Origin of the sequence: Streptomyces sp. NBC_01198, assembly GCF_036010485.1 — a bacterium.
GTDB lineage: Bacteria > Actinomycetota > Actinomycetes > Streptomycetales > Streptomycetaceae > Actinacidiphila.
Genome location: NZ_CP108568.1, coordinates 4,847,963 through 4,873,200, shown reverse-complemented (window position 1 = coordinate 4,873,200; position 25,238 = coordinate 4,847,963). Strand labels below are relative to the sequence as shown.

Sequence of the window (25,238 nt, the reverse complement as noted above, 5' to 3'; positions counted from 1 at the left end):
CTGTCCGATTCCGGTAACTAATGGCGGCCGAATACGGAGGGCATTCGGCGCGGCCCGTTGTGCCCCTTTTGCGACGGGGCGAATGTCGGGCATCGCCCCCGACGGCCGCTTGGGCCGGGCGGCCCCGACGGCCTCGGCCCGGCCCGGTCGGCGCCGATACCGCCGGTCCGCTTCGGCCCGGCAAATTCGATCTTGAGTGCGGGTGCGGCAAGATCGAAAAGCGGCGGCATATTCCGCTGGAACGTCGAACCGGCCTACGGCGTACGGCCTTTAGCCGGCCGCGTCCGGTGCCGCGACCGAGGGCGTCGGGCGGGTCGGGGTGCCGTCCGGCGGGGTGACCGGGAGGCCCGCCGCCCGCCACGCCTGGAAACCGCCCGCCAGGTCGGTGGCCCGGCTCAGGCCCAGCGTGTGCAGGGAGGCCGCGGCCAGGGTGGAGGCGTAGCCCTCGTTGCAGATCACCACCACCGGCAGGTCGTACGACACCGCCTGCGGCAGCCGGTGCGTGCCGGCCGGGTCGAGCCGCCACTCCAGCTCGTTGCGCTCGACGATCGCGGCGCCCGGTATCGTGCCGTCGCGGTCCCGCAGGGCCGCGTAGCGGATGTCGACCAGCAACGCGCCCTCCCGGGCCGCCCCGGCCGCCTCCGCGGGCTCCAGGCGGTGGTACGTCGTCCGCAGCGCGGCCAGTTGCTCGTCCAGGGACGCGGCCATCACCACTCCTCGGGGCGCTCGACCAGTTCGAGCCGGAAGGTGCTGCCCTTGCGGCTGTAGCGGCGGATCAGCGGCAGCGGCGGGTAGTAGGCGTGCACCGAGACGGCATGGGTGGTCTGCGAACGGTTCTCCACCTGGTGCACGTGGTGCCGCCCGAACGCGCGCCCCTCGCCTTCCGGCAGCACCCGGTCGCGGTCCAGGCCCTCGGCCAGTTCCAGCGAACGCCAGCCCTCCGAGGGCAGCGGGACCGCCAGCGACTGCTCGGTCAGCTCACCGGCGGCGGTCACGAACACGCCGTACGAGCCGCCGTGGTCGTGCCAGCCGGTCTCGGCGCCGGGTGGCCACCCGATCAGCCACGCCTCGGCCCCGCCGGGGCCTTCCAGCCGCACCCAGGTGCGGCCCTCCGGGTCGAGCGGGAGATCGCGCACCAGCTCGGTGTCCGCGGCGGTGCGCTTGGCGAAGTCCAGCAGTTCGGTGGCGGTGGGGGCGGTGGTGGTACGTGAGGTGGACAAGGTCTACCAGCCTGGGGGTGTGTGCCGCGGCGGATCACGCTTCGCGCGGCGGGGTGAACGGAGGGCCGGAGGCGCGCGTCAGCGCGCGGCCGTACACACGCAGCCCGCGTACCGGAGGAGGTCCAGGTGGACCCTCCGGTGAAGGCGGACCGCGAACACGTTCACGATCCGACCAAACCACGCACCCCCCACGCGGGTCAACTCACCCCCGCCCCGTCCGGGCGTGCGCCCCCGGCTCCCGGGGGAGTGCCCGCCACCCTGCGGTGAGCCCCCGCCTGCCGGCGCGCCGCGCGCTCCGCTGCCCGCGCCCCGGGGGTGACTGCCACTTGCGGTGGCGCGCTTGTCGGCTGCGCCGTCTCGGCTTGTCGCTCCGTTCTCCCCCGGCGCTCCGCGTGGGGGTACCCCCACGCGCCCCTGGAAACGCTCTCCCTCTGCGGCAGAGGGCAAGCCCCCCGCCAGGGGCCGACCCTGGGCGGAGGAGGACCCGAGCCCCGAAGGGGCGCGGGGAACTGCGCGACCAGCCAGGACGGCGGGAAAGGCGACAGGCCACCGCAAGGGGCAATCACCCGGGCTCAGCCACCGCGCCGGGAAAGCAGCGGCGTCAGCGCAAGGGGCAATCACCCGGGGGCGCGTGGGGGTACCCCCGGGCGAAGCGCTGGGGGAGAACGGAGCGCTCAGCCACCGTGGTGGGAGGGGCGCGGCCGGGAGGGCGGGCGGACCCCGGGGAAAGCTAGTGGTGGCGGCTGTGGGGGGTGGGGACGGGGGGATGCGTGTCCTCGTCGTCGGGGAGTTTGCAGATGCGCTCGAGGAATATGGCCGCGGCCACCACGGCCACGCCGGTGAGGAACGCCAGGCCGGCGTAGACGGCCTGCTGCTGCCGCGGGTCCATGTCCAGCTTGTACATGATCAGGTAGACGCACGCGCCCCCGTAGAGTCCCGCGACCAGCGAGGCGACCAGCGCGCTGGACTGCGCGAAGACCACCGCCCGGGCGGCGGCCAGCGGGTCGACGCCCTTGGCGCCGGGACGGCGTTCGCGCTGGGCGCGGAGCCGGGAGCGCAGGGAGAGGGCCGTCGCGAAGAGGGCCGTCGCGATGACGGCGAGAACGATGGGCGCGGCCAGCGGGACGCCGGGCAGCGTGCCGACCGTGTCCCACAGCCGGGCGATGGACCAGGCGATCACCAACGCGATCGCGAAGAGTCCCGCCAGCATCCTGATCCGCAGTGTCCTCACCGAGTGCCCGCCTCCACCATCGTTGTTGTCTACCGGTCGCAACGATTACTCGGGCAGCCGTAGTTCCACGTCGTCTCGGCGCTGCACGCCCTGCCGGTCGACGGTCGCGAGCAGCTCGGCGACCGGGCCGCGGCCGGGGACGACGGCGGCCGGGTCGATGTCGTACCACGGTACGAGGACGAAGGCGCGCTCGTGGGCGCGGGGGTGGGGCAGCGTGAGGGCGGGGTCGTCGGAGACGGCGCCCTGGTAGGCGACGATGTCGACGTCGATGGTGCGCGGGCCCCAGCGCTCGCCGCGTACGCGCAGGTAGGCCTCCTCGATGGCGTGGGCGCGCTCCAGCAGCGAGGCGGGCGGCAGGGTGGTGCGGATGAGGACGACGGCGTTGAAGTAGCCGGGCTGGGAGCGGGGGTCGACGCCCCACGGCTCGGTCTCGTAGACCGGGGAGACGGCCTTGACCCGGACGCCGGGGGTGTCCTCGAGCGCGTCCACGGCGCCCTGCAGGTTCTCCAGGCGGTTGCCGAGGTTGCCGCCGAGCGCGATGACGGCGGTCTTCGGGTTCTGCAGGGTGCTGTCGGCCGCGTCGACCGCCGCGACGACGGACGCCGGCACCGGCTGCACGGTGGGGTCGGCGGACTGCTCCGGCCATTCGGCGGTCACGGGCGGCTCCGGGTGATGGTCACGGTCACGTCGTCGAAGGGCACGGTGACCGGAGCGTCGGGTTTGTGCACGGTCACCTCGACCTCCTGCACCGCCTCGTGCCCCAGGCAGGTGTCGGCGATGCGCTGGGCAAGGGTCTCGATCAGGTCGACGGGCTCGCCGGCGACGACGGCCGCGACCTCCTCGGCGACCACACCGTAGTGCACGGTCCTGTGGAGGTCGTCACCGGCCGCCGCGGGGGCGGTGTCCAGGCCCATCACCACGTCGATCACGAAGATCTGGCCGTTCTCCCGCTCGTGCTGGAAGACCCCGTGGTTTCCGCGCACCTTCAGGCCGCGCAGGGCGACTCGGTCCACCGTCACTCCTCGTGTTCTGCTTCTTCGGTCTCGTCGTCCTCCTCGGCCAGCACCGGGGAGCCGTGGTGGACCCACAGCCGCCAGCCGTCGGCGGTGCGGCGGAAGACGTTGGTGGCCACCACCAGTCCGCCGACCAGCGAGCCGGCCGAGCCGTCGTCCTCGGCGGGGCCGCCGGTGAGGATGTTCTCGGTGCAGGTGACGACGGCGGCGTCGCCGTCGACGCCGACCTCTACGTCGGTGAGGAAGAACTGGATGTAGTCGGTGTTGGCCATGATCAGCGCGAAGGACCGCATCACCTCGCGGCGGCCGCGCAGCACCGGCCAGCCGGGGTGGACGACGGCGACGGACTCGGCGAGCGGCCCGTCGAGGACGACCGACTCCAGCGCGTCGAGGTCGGAGTTCTCCACGGCGTCGTAGAAGGCCTGGTTGGCCCGCTCCACGGCCCGCGCCTCCGCGGTGCGCGGCGTCATGCGCCCTCCCCCGTCGCGGGCGCTCCGGCGGCCCTCTCGATGGCGTGCGCGACCCGTACGGCGTCGGCGCTGGCGTGCACCTCGTGCACCCGTACCGCCCAGGCGCCCTCGCGGGCGGCGATGGCGGTCACCGCGGCGGTCGCCGCGTCCCGTTCGCGGGCCGGCGGCGGGTCGCCCGCGGCGCCGGCCAGGACGCGGCCGAGGAAGCGTTTGCGGGAGGCGGCCACCAGCAGCGGGCGGCCCAGCGCGCGCAGGGCGCGCAGGTGGGCGAGCAGCGTCAGGTCGTGCCCGGCGTCCTTGGCGAAACCCAGGCCCGGGTCGAGGATGATCCGCGCCGGGTCGATGCCGCCGGCCACCGCCCGGTCCAGGCCTACCCGCAGTTCGGCGAGGACGTCGGCGAGGACCTCGCCGTAGACGGCGCGGTTGTTCATGTCGATGCTCTGGCCGCGCCAGTGCATCACCACGAAGGGCACGCCGGCCGCGGCGACCACGGGGATCATCGCGGGGTCGGCCTGGCCGCCGCTGACGTCGTTGACCAGCGTGGCCCCGGCGGTGACGGCCTGCTCGGCGACGGACGCCCGCATGGTGTCGACGCTGACCAGCACCCCGGCCGCGGCCAGTTCGCGGACCACGGGGAGCACCCGGCGCAGTTCCTCGGCCTCGTCCACCCGGGCGGCCCCCGGCCGGGTGGACTCGCCGCCGACGTCGACCAGGTCGGCGCCCTCGGCGACCAGGTCGAGGCCGTGCTTGACGGCGACGTCCGGGTCGAACCAGCGCCCGCCGTCGGAGAACGAGTCGGGCGTGACGTTCACCACGCCCATGACCGCGCAGCGGTCCCACTCCGGTAGTCCGACGGGTCCGCCGGGACCCTGCTGGGTTGTCATGCGCCCCAGCGTAGGCGGTACGGGTCAGGCGACCGCACTCCGCTTGCCCGAGTCCCGCGACAAGGCCTCGGAGCCGCCGGGCGCGGCGGCGTAACCGGTGCGGTGCCGGTGCGGGGGGCGGGCGGCCCGGCCGGGCAGGAAGCGCTGGACGGCGGCGGGCAGCGGCAGCGACAGGGTGACGAAGCCCTCGGCCTGCATGATCGCGAAGCCGATCCTGGGCAGGTCACGGGAGTTGGGGAAGACCAGGAAGCGCGGCACCCACTCGGGCTGGAACTTCGCGTTGAACTTGTACAGCGACTCGATCTGGAACCAGCGGGACAGGAAGACCAGCAGCCCGCGCCAGCCGCGGAGCACGGGGCCCGCGCCGATCCGCTCGCCGCGGGCCAGCGCGGAGCGGAACATCGCGAAGTTCAGCGACACCCGCACCACGCCGAGCGCCGGGGCCTGCTGGAGGGCGGCGACGATCAGCAGCTCGTTGAGCCCCGGGTCGGCGGCGCGGTCGCGGCGCATCAGCTCCAGCGACATGCCGTCGGGGCCCCACGGCACGAAGTGCAGCACGGCCCGCAGGTCGCCCAGCTCGGGGTGCGGGGCGCCGGGCTCGCGGTCCTTGTGGGCGGTGACGACGACGCAGTCGCCGTCCAGGTCCTCGCCGAAGCGGCCGAGCGCCATCGAGAAGCCGCGCTCGGTGTCGGTGCCGCGCCAGGCGTCGGCGGCCAGCCGCACCTTCTGCTTCTCGCCCTCGGTCAGCTCCCGCACCCGGCGGACCCGGCACACGTAGCCGGACCGCTCGATGCGCTTGACCATCTGCCGCACATTGCGCATGGCGCGGCCTTCGAGGGTGAAGTCCGCGGCGTTGACGATGGCCTCGTCGCCCAGTTCCAGCGCGTCCAGACAGGTCTGCCGGGTCCACACCTCGCCGCCGGTCTCGCTGCACCCGACGACGGCCGGCAGCCAGGCGTGCGCGCGGGCCAGCTCCATGAAGCGCTCGATGGCGCCCGGCCACGCCTCGACGTCGCCGATCGGGTCGCCGCCGGCCAGCGCGACGCCGGAGACCACCCGGTAGCAGACCGCGGCCTTGCCGCTGGCGGAGAAGACCACGGACTTGTCGCGGCGCAGCGCGAAGTGGCCGAGCGAGTCGCGGGCGCCGTGCCGGGCAAGCAGGGCGCGCAGCCGGTCCTCCTCGGCCTCGCTGAGCTCGGCGACCGGGCGGGCCGGGCGCAGCGCGAGGTAGACGGTGGAGATCGCGATGAGCAGGCCGAGACCGCCGAGGGAGTAGCCGACCACGTCGTCGACCCGGTCGCTGGTGTACGTGACGGGGCCCTCGACGCCGAACAGCCCGAGCAGCACGTGCTCGCAGCGGTCCAGGAAGCCGGGGTTGCCGCGCTCGGAGGCGGGGTGGGCGCTGGTGATGACCAGGCCCAGGGAGAAGGCGACGGTGCTCAGGCCGGCGAAGTTCAGCAGCGCGCGCCAGCGGGTGCGCGGGTCGGACAGCGCGGTGAACTCCTGCCGGTGCAGCAGCAGCACCGTCATCAGCGCCAGCGACACGCCGACGCCGAAGAAGGAGTGGCGGTAGATCAGCTGGGTGGCGGCGCCGACCGGCAGCAGCGCCACGGCGGCCCACCAGGCGCGCTGCTTGCCGCGTTTGAGCGCGTGAGCCAGCATCAGCAGCAGGATGCCGGTGACCACGGAGGTGGCGGCGGCCAGCGAGCTGACGGTGCCGGGGAAGACCGCGGCCATGTGGTGCATCCGGCCGTTGCGGAAGGCCGGGAAGACCGCGGAGATCACGTCGAGCAGCCCGATCACCGCCGTGGCGCTGCCGATGATCTTGGGCACGGCGGCGGACCGCACCGGCCAGCGGTGCCGGCGCGGGGCCGGCTGCCGGTCAGCGGACATCGCCCACCGCCGACGGGACCCGGACCGGGCTATCGCCCTCAACCAGCACAGACATGGGCCACCAAACCACAGCATCAGCCGGAATCACGGGAATGTCCCGCAATCTGCTCCAGTACGAAGAATCCGCGCCCTCTAGGACGCGAACTCTGCCGTCCGGGTTCCTTCCCGGCCGGCGCGACTGGACGCCGACGCAGAAAGTACACCTGTCGACCTGGGTCTTACGAGTAAGGAGCTGCTGACGGCCCCGCGCCGGGTGTCAGCCGCGGCCGATGATCAGGCTCATCGCCTCGGAGCGGGTGGCCGGGTCGCGCAGCTGGCCGCGGACCGCCGAGGTGATCGTCTTGGCGCCGGGCTTGCGCACGCCCCGCATGGTCATGCACATGTGCTCGCACTCCACGACCACGATGACCCCGCGCGGTTCGAGTATCCGCATCAGGGACTCGGCGATCTGGGTGGTGAGACGTTCCTGCACCTGGGGGCGCCGGGCGTAGACGTCGACCAGCCGGGCCAGCTTCGACAGGCCGGTGATCTTGCCGCTGGTGGACGGGATGTAGCCCACATGGGCGACACCGACGAAGGGCACCAGGTGGTGCTCGCACGAGGACATCACCTCGATGTCCTTGACCAGCACCATCTCGTCGTGCCCGATGTCGAAGGTGGTGGTCAGGACGTCCTCGGGCTCCTGCCACAGGCCGGAGAAGATCTCCCGGTAGGCGCGGGCCACCCGGTTCGGGGTCTCCCGCAGGCCCTCGCGGTCGGGGTCCTCCCCCACCGCGAGCAGCAGCTCACGAACGGCGGCGGCGGCACGCTTCTCGTCGAACTCGGCGATCTTGTCCTCGCCGTCGAGTGTCACGGGGTCCGTCATGGTGCCTCGATCCTGCTGCTGGTGCGGTCGGCCGGTGCCGCGGCGGAAAAAGGCCACGGCCCCAGGGTAAAACCCCGAGGCCGTGGCCTTCATTCCGGGAGGAGCCCGGACCTGCGGTGACTCAGTTGTCCGACCGGCCGTCCTCGGGCAGGTCGACCGGGTCGGCCGGCGGCTTGGTCGTGGAGACCGCCGCGGGACCGTTGCCGTTGCCCGCCTGGCTGCCGTTGGTCAGCGCCAGTTCCTTCGGCGAGAGCACCGGAGGACGGGTGGACGGCGTACGACGGGCGGAGCCGGTCCAGGCCGGACGCGGCGGGCGCTTCACGATCCCGGCGAAGACCTCGGCGATCTCCTCCTTGTTCAGCGTCTCCCGCTCCAGCAGGGCCAGCACGAGGTTGTCCAGGACGTCGCGGTTCTCGACCAGGATCTCCCAGGCCTCGTTGTGCGCCGTCTCGATCAGCTTCTTGACCTCCTCGTCCACCAGCCCGGCGACCTCTTCCGAGTAGTCGCGCTGGTGACCCATCTCACGGCCGAGGAAGGGCTCGGAGTCGCTGGAGCCGAACTTGATCGCGCCCAGCCGCTCGGTCATGCCGTACTGGGTGACCATCGCGCGGGCCGTGGTGGTGGCCTTCTCGATGTCGTTGGACGCGCCGGTGGTCGGGTCGTGGAAGACCAGTTCCTCCGCCGCCCGGCCGCCCATCATGTAGGCGAGCTGGTCCAGCATCTCGTTGCGCGTGGTCGAGTACTTGTCCTCGTCCGGCAGCACCATCGTGTAGCCCAGGGCGCGGCCGCGGGACAGGATCGTCACCTTGTGCACCGGGTCGGAGTTCGGAGAGGCCGCCGCGACCAGGGCGTGTCCGCCCTCGTGGTACGCGGTGATCTTCTTCTCCTTGTCCGACATGATGCGGGTGCGCTTCTGCGGCCCGGCCACGACGCGGTCGATGGCCTCGTCGAGGACGTCGTTGTCGATCAGCTTCTTGTCGCCGCGGGCGGTGAGCAGCGCTGCTTCGTTCAGCACGTTGCTCAGGTCCGCGCCGGTGAAGCCGGGGGTGCGGCGCGCGACGGCCATCAGGTCGACGCCCGGCGCGATCGGCTTGCCCTTCTGGTGAACCGTGAGGATCTCCAGACGGCCCTGCAGGTCCGGCGGGTCGACCGCGATCTGCCGGTCGAAACGGCCCGGGCGCAGCAGCGCCGGGTCGAGGATGTCGGGCCGGTTGGTGGCGGCGATCAGGATCACGCCGCCCTTCACGTCGAAGCCGTCCATCTCGACCAGCAGCTGGTTGAGGGTCTGCTCACGCTCGTCGTGACCACCGCCGAGACCCGCACCGCGGTGCCGGCCGACGGCGTCGATCTCGTCGACGAAGACGATCGCCGGAGCGTTGGCCTTGGCCTGCTCGAACAGGTCGCGGACCCGGCTGGCGCCGACACCGACGAACATCTCGACGAAGTCGGAACCCGAGATCGAGTAGAACGGCACGCCCGCCTCACCGGCGACGGCCCGCGCGAGCAGGGTCTTGCCCGTACCGGGGCGGCCGTAGAGCAGCACGCCCTTGGGGATCTTGGCGCCGACGGCCTGGAACTTGGCGGGCTCCTGCAGGAACTCCTTGATCTCCTGGAGCTCCTCCACCGCCTCGTCGCAGCCGGCGACGTCGGAGAACGTCGTCTTGGGGGTGTCCTTGGTGATCAGCTTGGCCTTGGACTTCCCGAACTGCATGACGCGGGATCCGCCGCCCTGCATCTGATTCATCAGGAAGAGGAAGACCACCACGATCAGGACGAAGGGCAGCAGCGACAGCAGGATGCCGAGGAAGGCGTTCTGCTTGGACTGCGAGACGGTGTACTTGTCGGGGAGCTGGACTCCCGCGACCTTGCCGTCCACGATCCGCTGCAGGTCGTTGGCGATGTCGGCGCCCTGGTCGCCGATGTAGCTCGCCCGGACCTTGGAGCTGCCCTCGATCTTCACGCCGTTTTTGAGCTGCACCTTGATGGAGTTGTCGTCCCCGGTGGTCAGCTCGGCTGACTTGGCCTGGTTGGTGTCGATCGCATGCAGGACCGCGCCGGTGTCCACCGTCTTGTAGCCGCCGCCGGACCCGACGACCTGCATCAACACGATCACAGCGAGGACAACCAGCACGATCCACATCACTGGCCCACGGAAATAGCGCTTCACGTCCATCCATGCGGGGCGAACGCGCCCCGTCCCTCCTGCCACAGTGAGGCACCGCCGCCTGTTGGCGGCGCATGCATCCGGTGTTGTAATGACCCGACCTTCGGACGGTACCCCAGCATTGTCACCCGAGGGCGCCGCCGACTGTTAACCAACCCGCTTTCCCCTGCTCCAACGCCGGGAAAACGGCATCGGTTCCCCGGGCCGTCCGGGCGGCGGCTCAGCCGCCGTAGACGTGCGGGGCGAGCGTGCCGACGAAGGGGAGATTCCGGTACTTCTCGGCGTAGTCCAGGCCGTATCCGACGACGAACTCGTTGGGGATGTCGAAGCCGGTGTACTTCACGTCGAGCTCGACCTTGGCCGCCTCGGGCTTGCGCAGCAGCGTGCAGACCTCCAGCGAGGCCGGCCCGCGCGAACCCAGGTTGGTGATCAGCCAGGAGAGCGTCAGGCCCGAGTCGATGATGTCCTCGACGATCAGCACGTCCCGGCCGCCGATGTCGGTGTCCAGGTCCTTGAGGATCCGCACCACGCCGGAGGACTTGGTGCCCGCCCCGTAGGAGGACACCGCCATCCAGTCCATGGTGACCTCGCTCGACAGGGCACGGGCCAGGTCCGCCATCACCATGACCGCGCCCTTGAGCACGCCCACGATGAGCAGGTCCTTGCCCGCGTAGTCCCGGTCGATCTCCGCGGCGAGCTCCACCAGCTTCGCGTCGATCTCTGCCTTGGAGATGAGCACTTTCTCCAGGTCCGTGCCCATGTCGATCTCGTTCACTGCCTGGTACGTCCCTCAGCTGCTCGGGTCCACGTCGGCGCGTCTACGACGGCGAGAACACCAGTCTGCCATTGGCCCGCAGCACGGCGACGCCGCCCGGCAAGTTGAGCGCCTTCTGCCCGTGCCAGCCGGTGACCAGGCGGTCCACCTCCTCGATGTGCCGGGCGAAGAGGAAGCCCGGCGGTGAGCCGGCCGCGATGGCCGTCCTGCGCAGCACCCGGCGCCGCACCGCGGCGGGCAGCGTGGCCAGCCGGCGGACGTCCAGGCTGCCGTCGTCGCCCGCCGCGTCGGCCTGGGCGTCCGCCGCCCACTGGTCCAGCGCGTCGGCGTCGTCCCTGGACAGCTGGGCGGTACGGGCCAGCGCCTCGACGACGCCCTTGCCGAGCGACTTCTCCAGCACCGGCAGCGCCTCGTGCCGCACCCGGGAGCGGGTGTAGGCGGGGTCGTGGTTGTGCGGGTCCTCCCAGACGGTGATGCCCTGGGCCAGGCACCCCTGCCGGACGGTGTCGCGGTCCAGCAGCAGGAAGGGCCGCCGGTAGCGGCCGCCCGCCCCGGAGACCGCGGCCATGCCGGACAGCGAGCGGATGCCGGAGCCGCGGGCGAGCCCGAGGAGCACCGTTTCTGCCTGGTCGTCGCGGGTGTGGCCGAGCAGCACGGCGGCGGCGCCGCGCCGGTCGGCGGCGGCGTCGAGGGCCGCGTAGCGGGCGTCGCGGGCCGCGGCCTCGGGGCCGCCCTGGCGGCCGACGGTCACACCGACCGCGTCGACCGGGTCGAGGCCGAGGGCGCGCAGCCGGCCGGCCACTTCCTGGGCGCGGACGGCGGAGCCGACCTGCAGGCCGTGGTCGACGGTGACCGCGCCGGCCCGCACGCCGAGCCGTGGCCCTTCGAAGGCGAGGGCGGCGGCCAGCGCCATGGAGTCGGCCCCGCCGCTGCACGCGGCGAGCACCACGGGATGCGGGTCGGCGGACGAGCTGAGGACGTCGTGCAGGACGCGGCGGACCGCCAGGCGTATCGCCGCGACCGTGGGGTGGGGTCCCATGTCCGGTTCCCTCCTGAGGAGGCTGTGAAGGCTGCGCGAAGCAGGATCGGCGAGAGGAGATGACGCAGGGTATCCAGATGGTGACAGAACTCTGGGCATTACCCGAGCATCGCACGCCCTACCCTGCGTCTACGGTCCCTCGGACGGGTGAACCGGGGGCTCGCAGGGGGTCAGTTCTCGGTGCGCCGGTGCACTCGGGCGACCCATTCCGCCGGTTTGCCGATCTCCGCCTTCGTCGGCAGCGTGTTGGGCGACGTCCACACCTTGTTGAAGCCGTCCATGCCGACCTCGTCCACCACGGCCCGCACGAAGCGCTCGCCGTCGCGGTACTGCCGCAGCTTGGCGTCCAGGCCGAGCAGCCGGCGCAGCGCCTGGTCCAGGCGCCCGGCGCCGCTGGCACGGCGGCGGCTGAACTTCTCCCGGATCTCCGCGACGCTCGGCACCACGTCGGGGCCCACGCCGTCCATCACGTAGTCCGCGTGACCTTCGAGCAGCGACATCACGCCGGTCAGCCGGGCCAGGATCTCCCGCTGGGTGGGCGTCTGGACCAGGTCCACCAGGCTGCGGCCGTCGTCCGGCGCGTCGGCGGGCTCGCCGGCCTCCGGGTCCCTGCCGGCGTTGCCGCCGGTGAAGGACTGCACGGCCTGCCTGACCCGCTCGATCACCGTGGAGGCGTCGAGGTCGGTCTCGCCCAGGAACGACTGGATCTCGCCCTCGATGTGGTCGCGCAGCCACGGCACCGCGGAGAACTGCGTGCGGTGCGTCTCCTCGTGCAGGCACACCCACAGCCGGAAGTCGTGCGGGTCCACGTCCAGCTCCCGCTCGACCTGCACGATGTTCGGCGCCACCAGCAGCAGCCGGCCCGCCCGCGACTCGCCGGGACCCGGCTTGACCGGCCCGGCCGGCAGCTCGCGGGTGGGCGGCGCGAAGGTCTCGTACTGCCCGAGCACCCGGGAGGACAGGAAGCTCAGCAGCATCCCCACCTCCACGCCGGTGACCTTGCCGCCGACCGTGCCGAGCACCACCCCGCCGGGACCGCCCGGCCTGCGGGCCTGCATCTTGACCAGCAGCGGCTTGAGGACCTCGCGGAAGCCCGCCACGTTCGCCTTGACCCAGCCGGCCCGGTCCACGATCAGCACGGGGGTGCCGTGCGGTGGCGCGTCCACGTCGCCGTACATCCGGGTGTAGGCCCGCACGTGGGCCTCCGACTCCTGCGCGTGCCCGCGCAGCTCGGCCACGATCGCCCGGGCTTCGTCGCGGCTCACCTCAGGCCCCGGCCGGGTCAGCCTCTGGGCTGTCGCCACGGCGAGGTTCCAGTCGACCATCTCGCTTCCACCGATGCTCGTCATGTCTTCACGGTACGTTGCCGGTCCGCGCTTTGGGGCACGCGGCGGAAGGCGAAGGGGCGGGCCGGGGACATTCCCCGGGCCCGCCCCTCGGCGGCAGGTGACGCTCAGGCCTTCAGTGGCCAGGTCCGTGCTCCTTGAGCCGGCGGAAGGAGTCCTCGATCTCGGCCTCGGCCTCGGCGCGGCCCACCCAGTCGGCACCCTCGACGGACTTGCCGGGCTCCAGGTCCTTGTAGACCTCGAAGAAGTGCTGGATCTCCAGCCGGTCGAACTCGCTGACGTGGTGGATGTCCCGCAGGTGCTCCACGCGCGGGTCGGACGCCGGCACGCACAGCACCTTGTCGTCGCCGCCGGCCTCGTCGGTCATGCGGAACATGCCGATGGCGCGGCAGGTGATCAGGCAGCCGGGGAAGGTCGGCTCGTCCAGGATCACCAGCGCGTCCAGCGGGTCGCCGTCCTGGCCGAGGCTGTTCTCGATGAAGCCGTAGTCGGCGGGATAGCTGGTCGAGGTGAAGAGCCGGCGGTCCAGGCGGATACGACCGGTCTCGTGGTCCACCTCGTACTTGTTCCGCGAACCCTTCGGGATCTCGATCGTGACGTCGAACTCCAAGGCCCTACTCCTCCATGATCAGCGCATACTGCGGGTGATTAAGTGTCTCCCACGCAAGTGGGTGGTCGTGAAAGGGGCTGGTCGGGGGTGCCGCACGGCAGAAAAGTGCAGGTGGTGGCGATATCCGCGGCTATAGGCGCGGTGGTCGCCACGGGCGCGGTGGCCGAGGCGGGGCCGTGGGACGGCGGCCAGCGCACGGCCGAGCGGTCGCTGGCCGCCGCCAGGGACGGGCGCACGGCCGTGCCCGCCGCGCGGAAGCCGGCCGCGGAAGCGGCGGCGGGCGGCCGGCCGCGGGCCGCCGCCGCGCCGCCCGCCGCCGCCTCCGCGGCACCGGTGTTCGCCGCCGCCGGCACGGGGCCGGCGCCCGCCGCCGGCAGCCTGGCCCCCCGGCTCGCCCCGCTGATGAGCTCGCCGGACCTCGGCACCGTACGCACCGGGGCGGTGCTGGACGTCGCCGGCGGCACGCTGCTCTACGACCACCGGTCGGGCACCGCCTCCACCCCGGCGTCCACCACCAAGCTCGCCACCGCCGTCGCCGCGCTCGGCACCCTCGGCGGCTCCCGCACGCTGACGACCCGCACCGTCGCGGTCGGCGCCAAGCGCGTCGTGATCGTCGGCGGCGGCGACCCGACCCTGGAACTCGACGGCCTCGCCGCCGACACCGCGGCCGCGCTGCACGCCCGCGGCACCACGTCCGTACGGCTCGGCTACGACACGTCGCTCTACTCAGGCCCCGTGCTGCACCCCATCGGCGTGAACGAGAACCTCGCGCCGGTCACCGCGCTGATGGTCCGCGAAGGCCGGCTCGACCACAGCGCCAGCGGCCCGGCGACCCGCGCCGCCGATCCCGCGCTCGCCGCGGCCACGTCCTTCGCGGAGCTGCTCCGCTCGCACGGCATCACCGTGACCGGCACGCCAGAGCCGGCCGGCGGCAAGGGGGGTACGCGGCTGGCGGCGCACGAGTCCGCGCCGATGCGGTCGCTGGTGGAACGGATGCTCACCGACTCCGACAACGACCTCGCGGAGGCGCTGGGGCGTCAGGTCGCCCTGGCGGGCGGCCGGCCCGCCAGTTTCGCGGGCGCCGCGAAGGCGATACGTTCCGCTCTGCAGCGGTACGGGGTGCCGCTGGCGCGGGCCGTCTTCGCCGACGGCAGCGGGCTCGACCACGTCGACGCGCTGTCGCCCGCGACGCTCACCCGGATCCTCGCGCTGGCCGCGTCGCCGGCGCATCCGGAACTGCGGCCGGTCCTTGACGGCCTGCCCATCGCGTCCTTCACCGGGACGCTCGCGTCCCGGTTCGCCTCGACCCCCGGGGCGGGGGTCGTCCGTGCCAAGACCGGCACGCTGACCGGTACGAACACGATCGCCGGGGTGACGGTCACCCCCGGCGGGCGGGTGCTCGCCTTCTCCTTCATGACCCAGGGCGCCCCCTCCGCACCCGCGGCGCAAGCCGCTCTGGACGCCCTGGCCTCGGCCCTGTCCTCCCTCTGAACCCGGGGGCGGGGCCGGCGCCCCTGGGTGATTGCCACTTGCGGCGGCCGGTCGCCTGAAGCCCGGCGGGGACTGGTCGCGCGGTTCCCCGCGCCCCTGAAAAACGCTCACCCTCTGCGCTAGCGGCACCCCTGCCAGGGGGCAACGCCCAACGGCGGAAGACGCAGGCCCAAAGGGGCGCGGGGAACTGCGCGGCCAGCCACAGCGGCGGGAAAGCAGCGCTGCCACCGCAAGGGGCAATCGCCCAGGGGCGCGGGGAACTGCGCGGGCAAGCAGGACGTGTCGGCGCTGTGGGCGCCACAGGCGGTGGCGGGCGCTAGAAGCCGCGGGTGCGCTTGGCCGCGCGGCGTGGGGGGAGCGGGCCCGGAGTCGGGAGCGCCAGGCGGGCGATCTCGTTGCCTAGGTTGACGCCGATCGCCAGGGCCAGGGCGAGGGCGGCGGCCCGGGAGAGCTGGGTGAAGCCGGCGGACGCGTGGTTCTGGGTGAAGGCCAGCAGGCCGAAATACGTCGCAGAACCCGGCAGCAGCGGGCCGATCGCCGCTGTCACGTACGGCAGTACGGAGACGTAACGGTAGCGGGCCATGAGCTGGCCGAAGAGGCCGACGAGGCCGGCCGCCGCGGCCGTGGAGGCGACCGCGTTGCCGCCCGCCTGCTGGTGCAGGACGCCGAAGACCGTCCAGGCGACGCCCCCGTTGAGCGTGGCGAGCACAAGCACCGTGCGCTCGCACTGGAGCAGCACGGCGAAGGCCAGCGTCAGCACCATCGCCGCGACCAGCTGCACCCACGGGTGGTCGTACGCGCGGAGCGCCTGATCGGGGTTGAGGTCGGCGCCGAGCTTGACGCCGACGTAGAGGATCAGCGTGACGCCGACGACGATGCCGACCACGAGGTAGGCCACTTCGAGCAGCCGGGCGGACGCGGTGATGTAGAAGCCGGTCAGGCCGTCCTGGACGGCGGCCACCAGCGCGCGGCCGGGCAGCAGCGCGAAGAGCCCGCCGGTGATGACCGCGGAGGACTGGACGCCTGCGGCGCCGGGGATCCAGTGGGCGCGGTCCACCACGACCCCCATCGCGGCAGCGGGCATCGCGGCCGCCGCGAACTGGTAGAACTCCGGGATGCCGCGCCCGGCAAGCAGCCACGCGAGCCGGTCGCCGAGCATCGCGGCAAGCGCCGCGCCAAGGAAGATGATCAGGTTGCCGCCGACCAGCACGCTGGCCGCGCCCGCGAGCAGCCCCGCGGCGGCGGTGAGGCCCCAGCTGCCGTACGGGTGCCGGTTGCGCCGGATGTCGGCGAGCCGGCGATACGCGTCCTCCAGCGTGACCTCGTCCGCGGCGATGTCGTCGACGAGCCGGTAGACCGCGGCCAGCCGCGTGTAGTCGGTGCCGCGGCGCCGCACCGTGCGGCTCATGGTGAGCGGCGGTTCGGTCAGCGAGGGCTGGTAGGAGATGCCGAGCAGGGTGAAGGTGACGTTGGGCTCCACCCGCGCGAGACCGTACGCGTAGGCCACCCCGAGCATCGCCGCCTCGACGTCCTCCGCGCCCTCGCCGCCGGCCAGCAGCAGCTCGCCGATCCGCAGGGTCAGGTCGAGCACCCTGGGCACGGAGACGGTGTGCGGGCGGTCGAGTACGGTCTCCGGCCCGGGCCGCTCGGTGGCCGGCAGCCGTACGAAGGTCCGCATCCGGTCCTGCCAGCGGGCGTCCTCGGCCGGCAGGGCCACCACCGGGATGCCCTCCGGCGGGGTGAACGCCGAGCCGGCGGCGTACGAGACCGGTGGCGCGCCCGACGGCCGCCCGTTGTCCGGTCCGCGCTCCTCCCCCGGCCCAGGGCCGCCCGTCACCCGGCCGTCCTCAGTTCTTGTGCGCGCGGTGCCGGCCGCCGCGCGGCGCGGTGATGACCTCGGGGGTCTCCACGCCCTCGGCCGCCGCCGGCTCCTGCCGCGCGGGCGCGGACTTGCCGCGCGAGCGCAGGTACTCGATGCCCAGCGGCACCACGGACACCAGCACCACCAGGACGAGGATCGCCTCGATGTTGTTCTTGACGAATTCGATCTGTCCGAGCCAGTAACCCAGCAGGGTGACGCCGGCGCCCCACGAGGTGCCGCCGATGACATTGAAGGTGGCGAAGGTGCGGTAGTTCATTCGGCTGACGCCTGCGACGATCGGGGTGAACGTCCTGACGATCGGCACGAAGCAGGCCATCACGATGGCTTTGGACCCGTGGTGCTCGAAAAACGCGTGCGCCTTCTCGATGTTCTCCATCTTGAACAGGCGGGAGTCGGGGCGGCTGAACAGCGACGGGCCGACCTTGCGGCCGAACGCGTAGCCCACCTGCTGCCCCAGCACCGAGGCCACCGCGATCAGCGGGGCCACCAGCCACAGCGGGCGGTCCAGCGTCCCGCCGGCCACCAGCAGCCCCGTGGTGAACAGCAGGGAGTCGCCGGGCAGGAAGAATCCGATCAGCAGTCCGGACTCCGCGAACACGATCAGCAGCACGCCCCACAGGCCGTAGGTGTTGATCAGGTGGTCAGGAGAGAGCCAGGTCGGACCGAGCGCGAGGTTCATCACGATCCAAAAGTATCAATGCAGTGTTGATACAAACGTTCCGCAACCTGCGAGTAGTGGACTACCTTCTCCGCAGTGTCACCCGCGCACCACCGCATGTCCGGAAAGTCATCCCCCCACGTGCCCCGTCACTGCGTCCGAAACATCTGGCGGCTCCCGTTATGACTCGCGCCATCACCCTGCACGAAGTTTCCAAGTACTACCCGAAGCAGCCGCAGCCGGCCGTGGACCGGTTCTCGCTGGACATCGCGCCAGGGGAGTTCCTGGTGCTCCTCGGCCCTTCCGGCTGCGGCAAATCGACCGTTCTGCGGATGATCGCCGGGCTGGAGGACATCACCACCGGCGAGCTGCTGCTCGACGGGGAGTACTCCAACGACCTCGCGCCCGGCGACCGACGGATGGCCATGGTCTTCCAGAACTTCGCCCTCTACCCGAGCATGACCAGCAGGGAGAACATCGGTTTCCCGCTGCGGTTCGAGATGCCGGGCGAGGAGCACGGGCCACGGGTCGACGAGACCGCCCGCATCCTCGGCATCGAGGAGATCCTGGACCGCTACCCCGGCCAGCTCTCCGGTGGTGAGCGCCAGCGCGTCGCCATGGGGCGGGCCATCTCCCGCCACCCGTCGGTCTTCCTGATGGACGAGCCGCTGTCCAACCTGGACGCGAAGCTGCGCGCCCACCTGCGCGCCGAGATCGCCCGCCTCACCCACGGCATGGGCGTCACCACCGTCTACGTCACCCATGACCAGGCCGAGGCGATGTCGCTGGGCGACCGGGTCGCGATCATGCGCAGCGGCGTGCTGCAGCAGATCAGCACCCCGCGGGAGGCGTACCACCTGCCGGAGAACGTCTTCGTCGCCGCCTTCGTCGGCACCCCGCGGATCAATCTGCTGCAGGCCACCGTCATCGCCCCGCTCACCGGCGGCATGTGGATCGACTTCGGCCGGCAGCGGCTCGGGCTGCCGGAGCCGCTGAACGCCGACCACCAGATGCTGCGGATCCAGCAGGGCCGCCGGATCATCGTCGGGCTGCGCTCCGAGGCGGTGCGCATCGCCCAGCCCAGCCAGGCGCACGCCGGTGAGGTCGTGCTCAGCGGGATCGTCGAGCACGTCGAATACCAGGGCCACGAGTCGCTGGTGCACCTCAACACGGGGTCGCGTCCCGCGGTGGTCCCCGAACTGGAGGCGCCGCGGCCTGCCGCGGCCCCCAGGAGCGGGTCCCGGCGGGGGGCCAGCAGCGGTGTCGGCCTCGGCAAGCTCGCGCAGAAGGCTGCGCGGCGGATCCAGGCCAGCGTGATGGAGCGGGAGGGTTCCGCGTCGGGCGCGTCGGGCGCCTCGCCCTCGTCGGCCGGCGGGCCGCCGCCTCGTCCTGCGCACGCGCCGGTGTCGGTCATGGACCGGCCCACGACGCCGGAGACGCAGACGGGTGATCTCGTCGTCCGCACCGGACCGGATATCCGCGTACGCCGCGGAGACCGCGTCCCCCTGCTTGTCGACCTGGCCCACCTCTACGTCTTCGACCAGGATGGCCTCCGCATCTGCCCGGCCCCGGCCCAGCAGCCCCGCCTGGAGTAACCCCCTCCGGGGGCGGCCCTGCCGGAGGGGTGCGCGCCCGGAATGGGCGTAATGTCGGGGTGGGCTGAGCTCGCCCCGACACCGCAGGAGGTACGCCCATGGCCGACGTCAATGTCGCCGTCATCTACTACTCGGCCACCGGCACCATCGCCACCGTCGCCGACTCCATCGCGGACACCGCGCGGAAGGCCGGCGCCGAGGTGCGGTTGCGGCGGGTGGCCGAACTGGCGCCGGACTCCGCGATCGACTCGAACCCGGCCTGGCGGGCGAACATCGACGCGACCGCCGACATCCCGGAGGCGGAGGCCGCGGACATGGAGTGGGCCGACGCGGTGATCTTCGGGTCGCCGACCCGGTTCGGCAACATCACCAGCCAGCTCAAGCAGTTCCTCGACCGGCTCGGCCCGCTCTGGCTGGAGGGCAAGCTCGCCGACAAGGTCTACACCGGCTTCACGTCGTCGGCGACGACCCACGGCGGCCAGGAGACGACGCTGCTGGCGCTGTACAACACGATCCACCACTTCGGCGGCATCCTGGTCACGCCGGGCTACACCGACCCGTCGAAGTTCATCGACGGGAACCCGTACGGCACCTCGCACGTCGCCGGGCAGGGTGACATCCCGGTCGGGGAGCAGACGCTGACCGCGGCGCGGGTGCAGACCCAGCGGGTGGTCCGCTTCACCCGGGCGCTCAAGACCGGCCTGGCCGCGGGCACCTGAGGCGGCCGGACCGCCGCCCCCGCCGAGGCCCGCCGCCCCGCACTTCGTTGTTTCGACGGTCATCCGGCGGAATACGTTCCGCCGCCTGACGCCGGCTGTTCACTCGGCGACCATCGGGGTTTCCGCCGTCCTCTCCTAATGTTTCAGGCTCAACCACGGGTATCCGGGGCTGTTGACGCTTGGAGCACCATGACGAAGACGCTCGGCAGGCGCCTGTTCGGATTCGGCACGTCCGGCAGGGCCGCCGCCCGCACCCCGGCGGGGGCGACGACGGCCGCCGACTGCCTGCGGCTGTACGAGGAGGCGGGCGACGGCGACCCGGAGATGGCCGCCGCGGCCGCCACCGTACGGGAGGCGGCCGACGCCGACCTGACCGACGCGCTGCTCGCGCTCGGCGGCGCCGCCCTCACGCGGGACCTGCCGCCGCTGGCGCTGGCCGCGGCCGACGCGGTGCTCACCCGGCGCAAGGGCTCCCGGGCGGCCTGGCAGCTGCGCGGGCGGGCGCTGGAGGCGGCGGGCGACCTGCCGGCGGCCGTCGCGGCCTTCGAGGGCTATCTGGAGCGCACCGACGCCGCGTCCGCGGGGGCGGCCGAGGTGACGGCCAGGATCGGCGCGCTGCGCGCCGACCACCGCTGGCGGCAGGACGTGCTGCGCGCCCTGGACGGCTCCGCCCCGGATGTCGCCGCCCTGGCGGCCGGGCCGCTGCCGGCCTTCGAGTCGGCGGTCGAGCGCCACCTGGACGACCGGCTGACGGCGCCGGGCGGCGCCGGCGGTGCGGCGGCCGGCCTCGCCCCCGTCGTCGGGCTCTACGCGGACCGCCGCAGGCACCGGCTGCGCCCGCCGGTCGCGGATCCCCTCTACGGCGGTACGGGCCGGCTGCGGATCGGCGAGTTCCGCAACCTCATCGCGGGCCGCTCGGTCTGCCTGGTCGCCAACTCGGGGACCGTACGCGGCGGCGCGCTGGGCGCGGACATCGACGCGTACGACCTGGTGGTGCGCTTCAGCTCCTTCGTCCTCGACCCGGCGGCGACCGGTGAACGCACCGACGTCCACGTCACCGGCCACCGCGGCGCCCTCAACTGGGACCGGCAGGTCACCACCCGGCTGGTCTTCTGCGACAAGCCGGACGACTGGCGGCAGGCGCTGCGCACGCATCTGGTGCCCGGGGCGCAGCGCTTCACCGGCGACGACTCGCTCCGCCGCCCGGTGCGGGGTGTCGGCGGCCTCACCCCGGCGCTGTGGCCGCCCCGGCTGACCTGCGGCTTCGAGATGGTGTGGCTGCTCGACTTCCTCGACGTCAGCCCGCGCCTCGACCTGATCGGCTTCGACTTCTTCGCCACCGACCCCTACCGGCTGCCCGAGGCGTCGCACATCGCGACGCCGTCCGACTACACCAGCGAGAAAGCGTGGGTCATGGAACGCGCCCAGCACGTCACCGGCCCGGTGATCGCACTGCGATGAGCACCGCCGCCGCCCCCCACGACCCCGTCGTCCCTTCCGCCGCCGACCCCTCATCCGAGGTCCATTCCGCCGCCGCGCTGACCGGCAAGCGGCGGCTCGCCTTCGCCGCGTACGTCGACGAGCGGCGGCTGCCCGGCTTCCTCGCGCTGCTGCGCAGCCTGGCGCTGACCAACCCCGGGGTGTGCGAGGACTTCGTCGTGCTGCACGACGCGGCCCTGCCCGCCGCCGCGGCCGACCGCATCCGCGCCCTGCACCCCCGCGCCGACCTGCGCCCGGGCGAACCGGGCGAACCGGCCGAACCGGGCGGCCTGGACGGCCACCCGCTGCTGGCCGTCCTCGGCGTCCGCGGCTACGACACCGTCGTCGCCTTCTGCGCCGACACCGTGGTGACCGGCCCGCTCGGCGAGCTGCTGACGCTGCGTACGGGCGCGGCGGCCACGCCCGCCCCCGGCGCGCTGGTCGTCCAGCGCGACCTGCTGACCGATGCCTTCCGCGCCCGCCTGGCCGCGGCCGGGCCCGCCGCCACCCCCGGACCGCACCCCGACGCGCCCGCGCTCGCCCTGCTGCGGGCCGTACTCGGTACGGAGCTGGCCGAGCTGGACGGCGCCCCCTTCGCCCCGGCCTGCGCCCCGGAGGACGTCCCTGCGGCGGACATGGCGGCCGCGTATCTGCGGGCCAAGGGCGTCACCCACCCTGACCTGCTGGTGCACTTCGGCACCCCGCACGTCACGCGCACCGGCGACGCGACGACCGCACGCCGGGTCGCGGCGGCGCACATCGCCGCGGGGCGCTACCAGGAGGCCGTCGACCTGATGGCCTCCGTCCGGCTGCCGCTGGACGCGGCCTGGCCGCACGAGGTCTACGGGCACGCGCTGATGAGCGTGTCCCGCTACGCCGAGGCCCGCACCCACCTGCGGGTCGCGACCGCGGTGCCCGAGCACGCGGCTGCGGCCTTCGCCCGGCTGGCGCAGATCGAGTGGGTGCTGGGCGACGACGAGAAGGCGCAGCAGTACGCGCTGGCCGGCCTGGACGCGGACCCCGGCCACGCGCCGAGCAACAACGTACGGGTGATGACCGCGCCCGCCGCCGCGACCCGGGCAGGCGGCGCGAAGTCCAAGGCGAAGGCCGACAAGGAAGGTGCGCCGCGCAAGCAGCTCGCCCATGTCGCCTTCTACATGCCGCACCAGGGCAACGCCGGGGACAAGCTGCTGCCGGAGTCCGTACGGCTGGCGTTCGGGTCCGAGACCGGCCCGCGCCGCTGGCACTCCGTCCACGCCCACCGGCTCTTCGGCGAGGCGGCGCTCGCCGAGGCGAACTCGCGCCGGGCGCTGGTCGTCGGCGGCGGCGGGCTGTTCATCCCCGACACCGCGCCCAACGGCAACAGCGCCTGGCAGTGGAACGTCAGCGACGACGTGCTGCGCCGGGTCGAGGTGCCGGTGATCGTCTACGCGGTCGGCTTCAACGCCTTCGACGGCCAGTCCTACCGGCAGCGGCGGTTCGCGACGGCGCTGCGCACCCTGGTGGAGAAGTCCGCCTTCTTCGGGCTGCGCAACCACGGGTCGATCGAGAAGGTGCGGGCGCTGCTGCCCGCGCACCTGCACGACCGGGTGCGCTTCCAGCCGTGCCCCACCACCGTGACCCGGCAGCTCGTCGGCGGCTGGAGCGACCCGGCGTCCCGCGAGGACACCGTCCTGTTCAACGCCGCCTACGACCGCGCCGGGCTGCGCTTCGGCCACGACTACGGCCACTTCCTCGCCGAACTCGCCGCCGCGGTGCGCAGGATCGGCGACCGGGCCGAGGTCAGGTGCGTGGCGCACGCCCAGGAGGACGAGCGGGTCGTCTTCGACCTGCGCCGCGAGCACGGCATCTCGCTGCCGGTGGTCCCGATGTACGACTTCGACAACCCGCGGATCCTGGACGTCTACGCCCGCACCAAGCTGGTGATCGGGATGCGCGGGCACGCGAGCATGATCCCGTTCGGCTGCGGCACCCCGATCGTCAGCCTCATCTCGCACCCGAAGATGGCGTACTTCCTGGCCGACATCGACCGGCCCGAGTGGGGCGTGTCGGTCCACGACCGGCGGCTCGGGGCGCTGCTCACCGAGAAGGCGTTCGCGGTGCTCGACGACCACGAGGCGGCGGTCGCCGACGTGCACGGCCGCCAGCAGGAGCTGTGGAAGGTCACCCAGGCCAACGCGGCGGACCTGCGGACCCTGGTGGGCGGCCCGCTGGACTGACCGGCCGGGCCGCCCACGGGGCCGGGCGAAGAAAGGTCAGCCCGGCACCCGGCGAAGCGGTGGCGGCGCACGTATCGTGACCGGCATGTCACTGCACAAAGGCTCAGGCAGTCCGCGGGTGATGTCGGTCAACCCGTTCTTCGGCGAGGCCGACCCGGTCGGCGGCATGAACACCGCGCCGCCCAAGCACCATCTGCCGGACGGGCCGATGACACCGCACGCCGCCTACCAGCTGGTGCACGACGAGCTGATGCTTGACGGCAACTCGCGGCTGAACCTGGCGACCTTCGTCACCACCTGGATGGAGCCGCAGGCCGACGTCCTGATGGAGGAGTGCCGCGACAAGAACATGATCGACAAGGACGAGTACCCGCGCACGGCCGAGCTGGAGCGGCGGTGCGTGTCGATCCTCGCCGACCTGTGGAACGCGCCCGACCCCGGCGCGGTCATCGGCTGCTCGACCACCGGGTCCTCCGAGGCGTGCATGCTCGCCGGCATGGCGCTCAAGCGGCGCTGGATGAAGCGCACCAAGGGCTACCCGGCGACCGCCAGGCCCAACCTGGTGATGGGCGCGAACGTGCAGGTGTGCTGGGAGAAGTTCTGCGCCTTCTGGGAGGTCGAGGCCCGGCTGGCGCCGATGCGCGGCGACCGGCTGCACCTGGACGCGGAGGCGGCGCTGGCGCTGTGCGACGAGAACACGATCGGGGTCGTCGCGATCCTCGGCTCGACCTTCGACGGGTCCTACGAGCCGGTCGCGGAGATCTGCGCGGCCCTGGACTCCTACGAGGAGCGCACCGGTACGCATATCCCGGTGCACGTGGACGCGGCCTCCGGCGGGATGATCGCGCCCTTCCTCGACCGCGACCTGATCTGGGACTTCCGGCTGCCGCGGGTCGCCTCGATCAACACGTCCGGCCACAAGTACGGGCTGGTCTACCCCGGCGTGGGCTGGGCGCTGTGGCGCGACGCCGACGCGCTGCCCGACGAGCTGGTCTTCCGGGTGAACTACCTCGGCGGCGACATGCCGACCTTCGCGCTGAACTTCTCCCGCCCGGGTGCGCAGGTGGTGGCGCAGTATTACTCCTTCCTGCGGCTCGGCAAGGACGGCTACCGGGCGGTCCAGCAGAGCAGCAGGGACGTTGCGACGTCGCTGTCCGGGCGCTTCGCCGAGATGGACGAGTTCCGGCTGATCACCCGGGGGGAGGAGCTGCCGGTCTTCGCGGTCACCACCGCGCCCGACGTCACCTCCTTCGACGTCTTCGACGTCTCCCGCCGGCTCCGGGAGCGCGGCTGGCTGGTGCCCGCCTACACCTTCCCTGCCGACCGCCAGGATCTCGCGGTGCTGCGCGTGGTGTGCCGCAACGGCTTCTCCCAGGACCTGGCGGATCTCCTGATGGGCGATCTGGCCACCCTCCTCCCCGAACTGCGCCGCCAGCCGCACCCGCTGAACCGCCCCGAGTCCGTGGCGACGGCCTTCCACCACTGACCCGCTCCACGGGGGGTCACGCGCAACCACCCACCGGCCGGTGGTCCGGCACGAACCGAACAGCCCCTCCGGGCCGGTGACGACCCGCGCCCCCGGTGGGGGCTGGTCGCGCCGTTCCCCGCGCCCCTGGGGTGGTGGCCGTCCGTCGCCACACTGCCGGCGGGTGGTGGGCAGCCCCGCAGGGGCGGTGGCGCGGCGG

Annotated in this window: 22 protein-coding genes; 6 read left to right on the top strand and 16 right to left on the bottom strand. The window is 72.7% G+C overall.

From position 1 onward, the window contains the following. Window positions 1–270: 270 nt before the first annotated feature. From OG702_RS21810 to OG702_RS21745, 14 genes are all read right to left on the bottom strand, one after another. Window positions 271–708: a rhodanese-like domain-containing protein gene (locus OG702_RS21810; protein WP_327290594.1), complete on the bottom strand. Its 438-nt coding sequence runs from the start codon at window positions 706–708 to the stop codon at window positions 271–273. Next, entirely contained in the window at window positions 708–1,220 is a 513-nt protein-coding gene (locus tag OG702_RS21805) for a cysteine dioxygenase (RefSeq protein WP_327290593.1), read from the bottom strand. Before OG702_RS21805 ends, OG702_RS21810 begins: the two co-directional genes overlap by 1 nt. 730 nt (window positions 1,221–1,950) lie before the next feature. Next, window positions 1,951–2,451, bottom strand: coding sequence for a DUF3180 domain-containing protein (locus tag OG702_RS21800; protein ID WP_327290592.1), 501 nt, complete (start codon window positions 2,449–2,451; stop codon window positions 1,951–1,953). 45 nt (window positions 2,452–2,496) lie between these two features. Then, window positions 2,497–3,108 carry a 2-amino-4-hydroxy-6-hydroxymethyldihydropteridine diphosphokinase gene (folK, locus tag OG702_RS21795; protein WP_327290591.1) on the bottom strand — a complete coding sequence of 204 codons (612 nt, stop codon included), beginning with the start codon at window positions 3,106–3,108 and terminating at the stop codon, window positions 2,497–2,499. After that, on the bottom strand, window positions 3,105–3,464 hold the full coding sequence (gene folB, locus OG702_RS21790; RefSeq protein ID WP_327290590.1) for a dihydroneopterin aldolase: 360 nt from the start codon (window positions 3,462–3,464) through the stop codon (window positions 3,105–3,107). Before folB ends, folK begins: the two co-directional genes overlap by 4 nt. 2 nt (window positions 3,465–3,466) lie before the next feature. After that, window positions 3,467–3,934: a nuclear transport factor 2 family protein gene (locus OG702_RS21785; protein ID WP_327290589.1), complete on the bottom strand. Its 468-nt coding sequence runs from the start codon at window positions 3,932–3,934 to the stop codon at window positions 3,467–3,469. After that, complete coding sequence (gene folP / locus OG702_RS21780) at window positions 3,931–4,818, bottom strand: dihydropteroate synthase (RefSeq protein ID WP_327290588.1); 888 nt, start codon at window positions 4,816–4,818, stop codon at window positions 3,931–3,933. The genes OG702_RS21785 and folP overlap by 4 nt, the downstream gene beginning before the upstream one ends. A gap of 24 nt (window positions 4,819–4,842) precedes the next feature. Then, window positions 4,843–6,711, bottom strand: coding sequence for a phosphatidylglycerol lysyltransferase domain-containing protein (locus OG702_RS21775; RefSeq protein ID WP_327290587.1), 1,869 nt, complete (start codon window positions 6,709–6,711; stop codon window positions 4,843–4,845). A 256-nt stretch (window positions 6,712–6,967) separates the two neighbouring features. Further along, window positions 6,968–7,576, bottom strand: a complete 609-nt coding sequence (folE, locus tag OG702_RS21770) for a GTP cyclohydrolase I FolE (RefSeq protein ID WP_327290586.1) — start codon at window positions 7,574–7,576, stop codon at window positions 6,968–6,970. Between the two features lie 121 nt (window positions 7,577–7,697). Beyond that, window positions 7,698–9,749, bottom strand: a complete 2,052-nt coding sequence (ftsH, locus tag OG702_RS21765) for an ATP-dependent zinc metalloprotease FtsH (protein ID WP_327290585.1) — start codon at window positions 9,747–9,749, stop codon at window positions 7,698–7,700. A 211-nt stretch (window positions 9,750–9,960) separates the two neighbouring features. Continuing rightward, window positions 9,961–10,515: a hypoxanthine phosphoribosyltransferase gene (hpt, locus tag OG702_RS21760; RefSeq protein WP_327290584.1), complete on the bottom strand. Its 555-nt coding sequence runs from the start codon at window positions 10,513–10,515 to the stop codon at window positions 9,961–9,963. A gap of 43 nt (window positions 10,516–10,558) precedes the next feature. Next, on the bottom strand, window positions 10,559–11,554 hold the full coding sequence (gene tilS / locus OG702_RS21755) for a tRNA lysidine(34) synthetase TilS (RefSeq protein WP_327290583.1): 996 nt from the start codon (window positions 11,552–11,554) through the stop codon (window positions 10,559–10,561). A gap of 170 nt (window positions 11,555–11,724) precedes the next feature. Further along, window positions 11,725–12,903 (bottom strand): zinc-dependent metalloprotease, encoded by a 1,179-nt coding sequence (locus OG702_RS21750; protein ID WP_327290582.1) that lies wholly within the window; start codon window positions 12,901–12,903, stop codon window positions 11,725–11,727. A 112-nt stretch (window positions 12,904–13,015) separates the two neighbouring features. Continuing rightward, window positions 13,016–13,510 carry an inorganic diphosphatase gene (locus OG702_RS21745; protein ID WP_033173553.1) on the bottom strand — a complete coding sequence of 165 codons (495 nt, stop codon included), beginning with the start codon at window positions 13,508–13,510 and terminating at the stop codon, window positions 13,016–13,018. A 111-nt stretch (window positions 13,511–13,621) separates the two neighbouring features. Between OG702_RS21745 and dacB the strand changes: the two genes are divergently transcribed. Continuing rightward, complete coding sequence (gene dacB / locus OG702_RS21740; protein WP_327290581.1) at window positions 13,622–15,001, top strand: D-alanyl-D-alanine carboxypeptidase/D-alanyl-D-alanine endopeptidase; 1,380 nt, start codon at window positions 13,622–13,624, stop codon at window positions 14,999–15,001. 316 nt (window positions 15,002–15,317) lie between these two features. Here dacB and OG702_RS21735 read toward each other — a convergent pair whose 3' ends face one another. Continuing rightward, entirely contained in the window at window positions 15,318–16,838 is a 1,521-nt protein-coding gene (locus OG702_RS21735) for a threonine/serine ThrE exporter family protein (RefSeq protein ID WP_327290580.1), read from the bottom strand. A gap of 10 nt (window positions 16,839–16,848) precedes the next feature. Further along, window positions 16,849–17,562: a DedA family protein gene (locus OG702_RS21730; protein ID WP_327293314.1), complete on the bottom strand. Its 714-nt coding sequence runs from the start codon at window positions 17,560–17,562 to the stop codon at window positions 16,849–16,851. A 161-nt stretch (window positions 17,563–17,723) separates the two neighbouring features. Here OG702_RS21730 and OG702_RS21725 point away from each other — a divergent pair, with 161 nt between their 5' ends. The 5 genes from OG702_RS21725 to OG702_RS21705 all read left to right on the top strand — a co-directional run bounded on the left by OG702_RS21725 (window position 17,724) and on the right by OG702_RS21705 (window position 25,039). Then, window positions 17,724–19,136, top strand: a complete 1,413-nt coding sequence (locus OG702_RS21725) for an ABC transporter ATP-binding protein (protein WP_327290579.1) — start codon at window positions 17,724–17,726, stop codon at window positions 19,134–19,136. A gap of 98 nt (window positions 19,137–19,234) precedes the next feature. After that, window positions 19,235–19,855, top strand: coding sequence for an NAD(P)H:quinone oxidoreductase (wrbA, locus tag OG702_RS21720; RefSeq protein WP_327290578.1), 621 nt, complete (start codon window positions 19,235–19,237; stop codon window positions 19,853–19,855). Window positions 19,856–20,044: 189 nt separating this feature from the next. Further along, window positions 20,045–21,316, top strand: coding sequence for a hypothetical protein (locus OG702_RS21715; protein WP_327290577.1), 1,272 nt, complete (start codon window positions 20,045–20,047; stop codon window positions 21,314–21,316). Beyond that, complete coding sequence (locus tag OG702_RS21710) at window positions 21,313–23,553, top strand: polysaccharide pyruvyl transferase family protein (RefSeq protein WP_327290576.1); 2,241 nt, start codon at window positions 21,313–21,315, stop codon at window positions 23,551–23,553. The genes OG702_RS21715 and OG702_RS21710 overlap by 4 nt, the downstream gene beginning before the upstream one ends. An 85-nt stretch (window positions 23,554–23,638) precedes the next feature. Further along, window positions 23,639–25,039, top strand: coding sequence for a glutamate decarboxylase (locus OG702_RS21705; RefSeq protein ID WP_327290575.1), 1,401 nt, complete (start codon window positions 23,639–23,641; stop codon window positions 25,037–25,039). Window positions 25,040–25,238 lie beyond the last annotated feature (199 nt).

What these genes read in the sequence shown, in the direction of transcription:
- folE (WP_327290586.1), bottom strand. Translation starts at nt 7,576, where the DNA reads ATGACGGACCCCGTGACACTCGACGGCGAGGACAAGATCGCCGAGTTC.
- folP (WP_327290588.1), bottom strand. Translation starts at nt 4,818, where the DNA reads ATGACAACCCAGCAGGGTCCCGGCGGACCCGTCGGACTACCGGAGTGG.
- OG702_RS21705 (WP_327290575.1), top strand. Translation starts at nt 23,639, where the DNA reads ATGTCACTGCACAAAGGCTCAGGCAGTCCGCGGGTGATGTCGGTCAAC.
- OG702_RS21750 (WP_327290582.1), bottom strand. Translation starts at nt 12,903, where the DNA reads ATGACGAGCATCGGTGGAAGCGAGATGGTCGACTGGAACCTCGCCGTG.
- ftsH (WP_327290585.1), bottom strand. Translation starts at nt 9,749, where the DNA reads ATGGACGTGAAGCGCTATTTCCGTGGGCCAGTGATGTGGATCGTGCTG.
- OG702_RS21730 (WP_327293314.1), bottom strand. Translation starts at nt 17,562, where the DNA reads ATGAACCTCGCGCTCGGTCCGACCTGGCTCTCTCCTGACCACCTGATC.
- tilS (WP_327290583.1), bottom strand. Translation starts at nt 11,554, where the DNA reads ATGGGACCCCACCCCACGGTCGCGGCGATACGCCTGGCGGTCCGCCGC.
- wrbA (WP_327290578.1), top strand. Translation starts at nt 19,235, where the DNA reads ATGGCCGACGTCAATGTCGCCGTCATCTACTACTCGGCCACCGGCACC.
- OG702_RS21785 (WP_327290589.1), bottom strand. Translation starts at nt 3,934, where the DNA reads ATGACGCCGCGCACCGCGGAGGCGCGGGCCGTGGAGCGGGCCAACCAG.
- OG702_RS21710 (WP_327290576.1), top strand. Translation starts at nt 21,313, where the DNA reads ATGAGCACCGCCGCCGCCCCCCACGACCCCGTCGTCCCTTCCGCCGCC.
- OG702_RS21810 (WP_327290594.1), bottom strand. Translation starts at nt 708, where the DNA reads ATGGCCGCGTCCCTGGACGAGCAACTGGCCGCGCTGCGGACGACGTAC.
- OG702_RS21725 (WP_327290579.1), top strand. Translation starts at nt 17,724, where the DNA reads ATGACTCGCGCCATCACCCTGCACGAAGTTTCCAAGTACTACCCGAAG.
- OG702_RS21715 (WP_327290577.1), top strand. Translation starts at nt 20,045, where the DNA reads ATGACGAAGACGCTCGGCAGGCGCCTGTTCGGATTCGGCACGTCCGGC.
- OG702_RS21775 (WP_327290587.1), bottom strand. Translation starts at nt 6,711, where the DNA reads ATGTCCGCTGACCGGCAGCCGGCCCCGCGCCGGCACCGCTGGCCGGTG.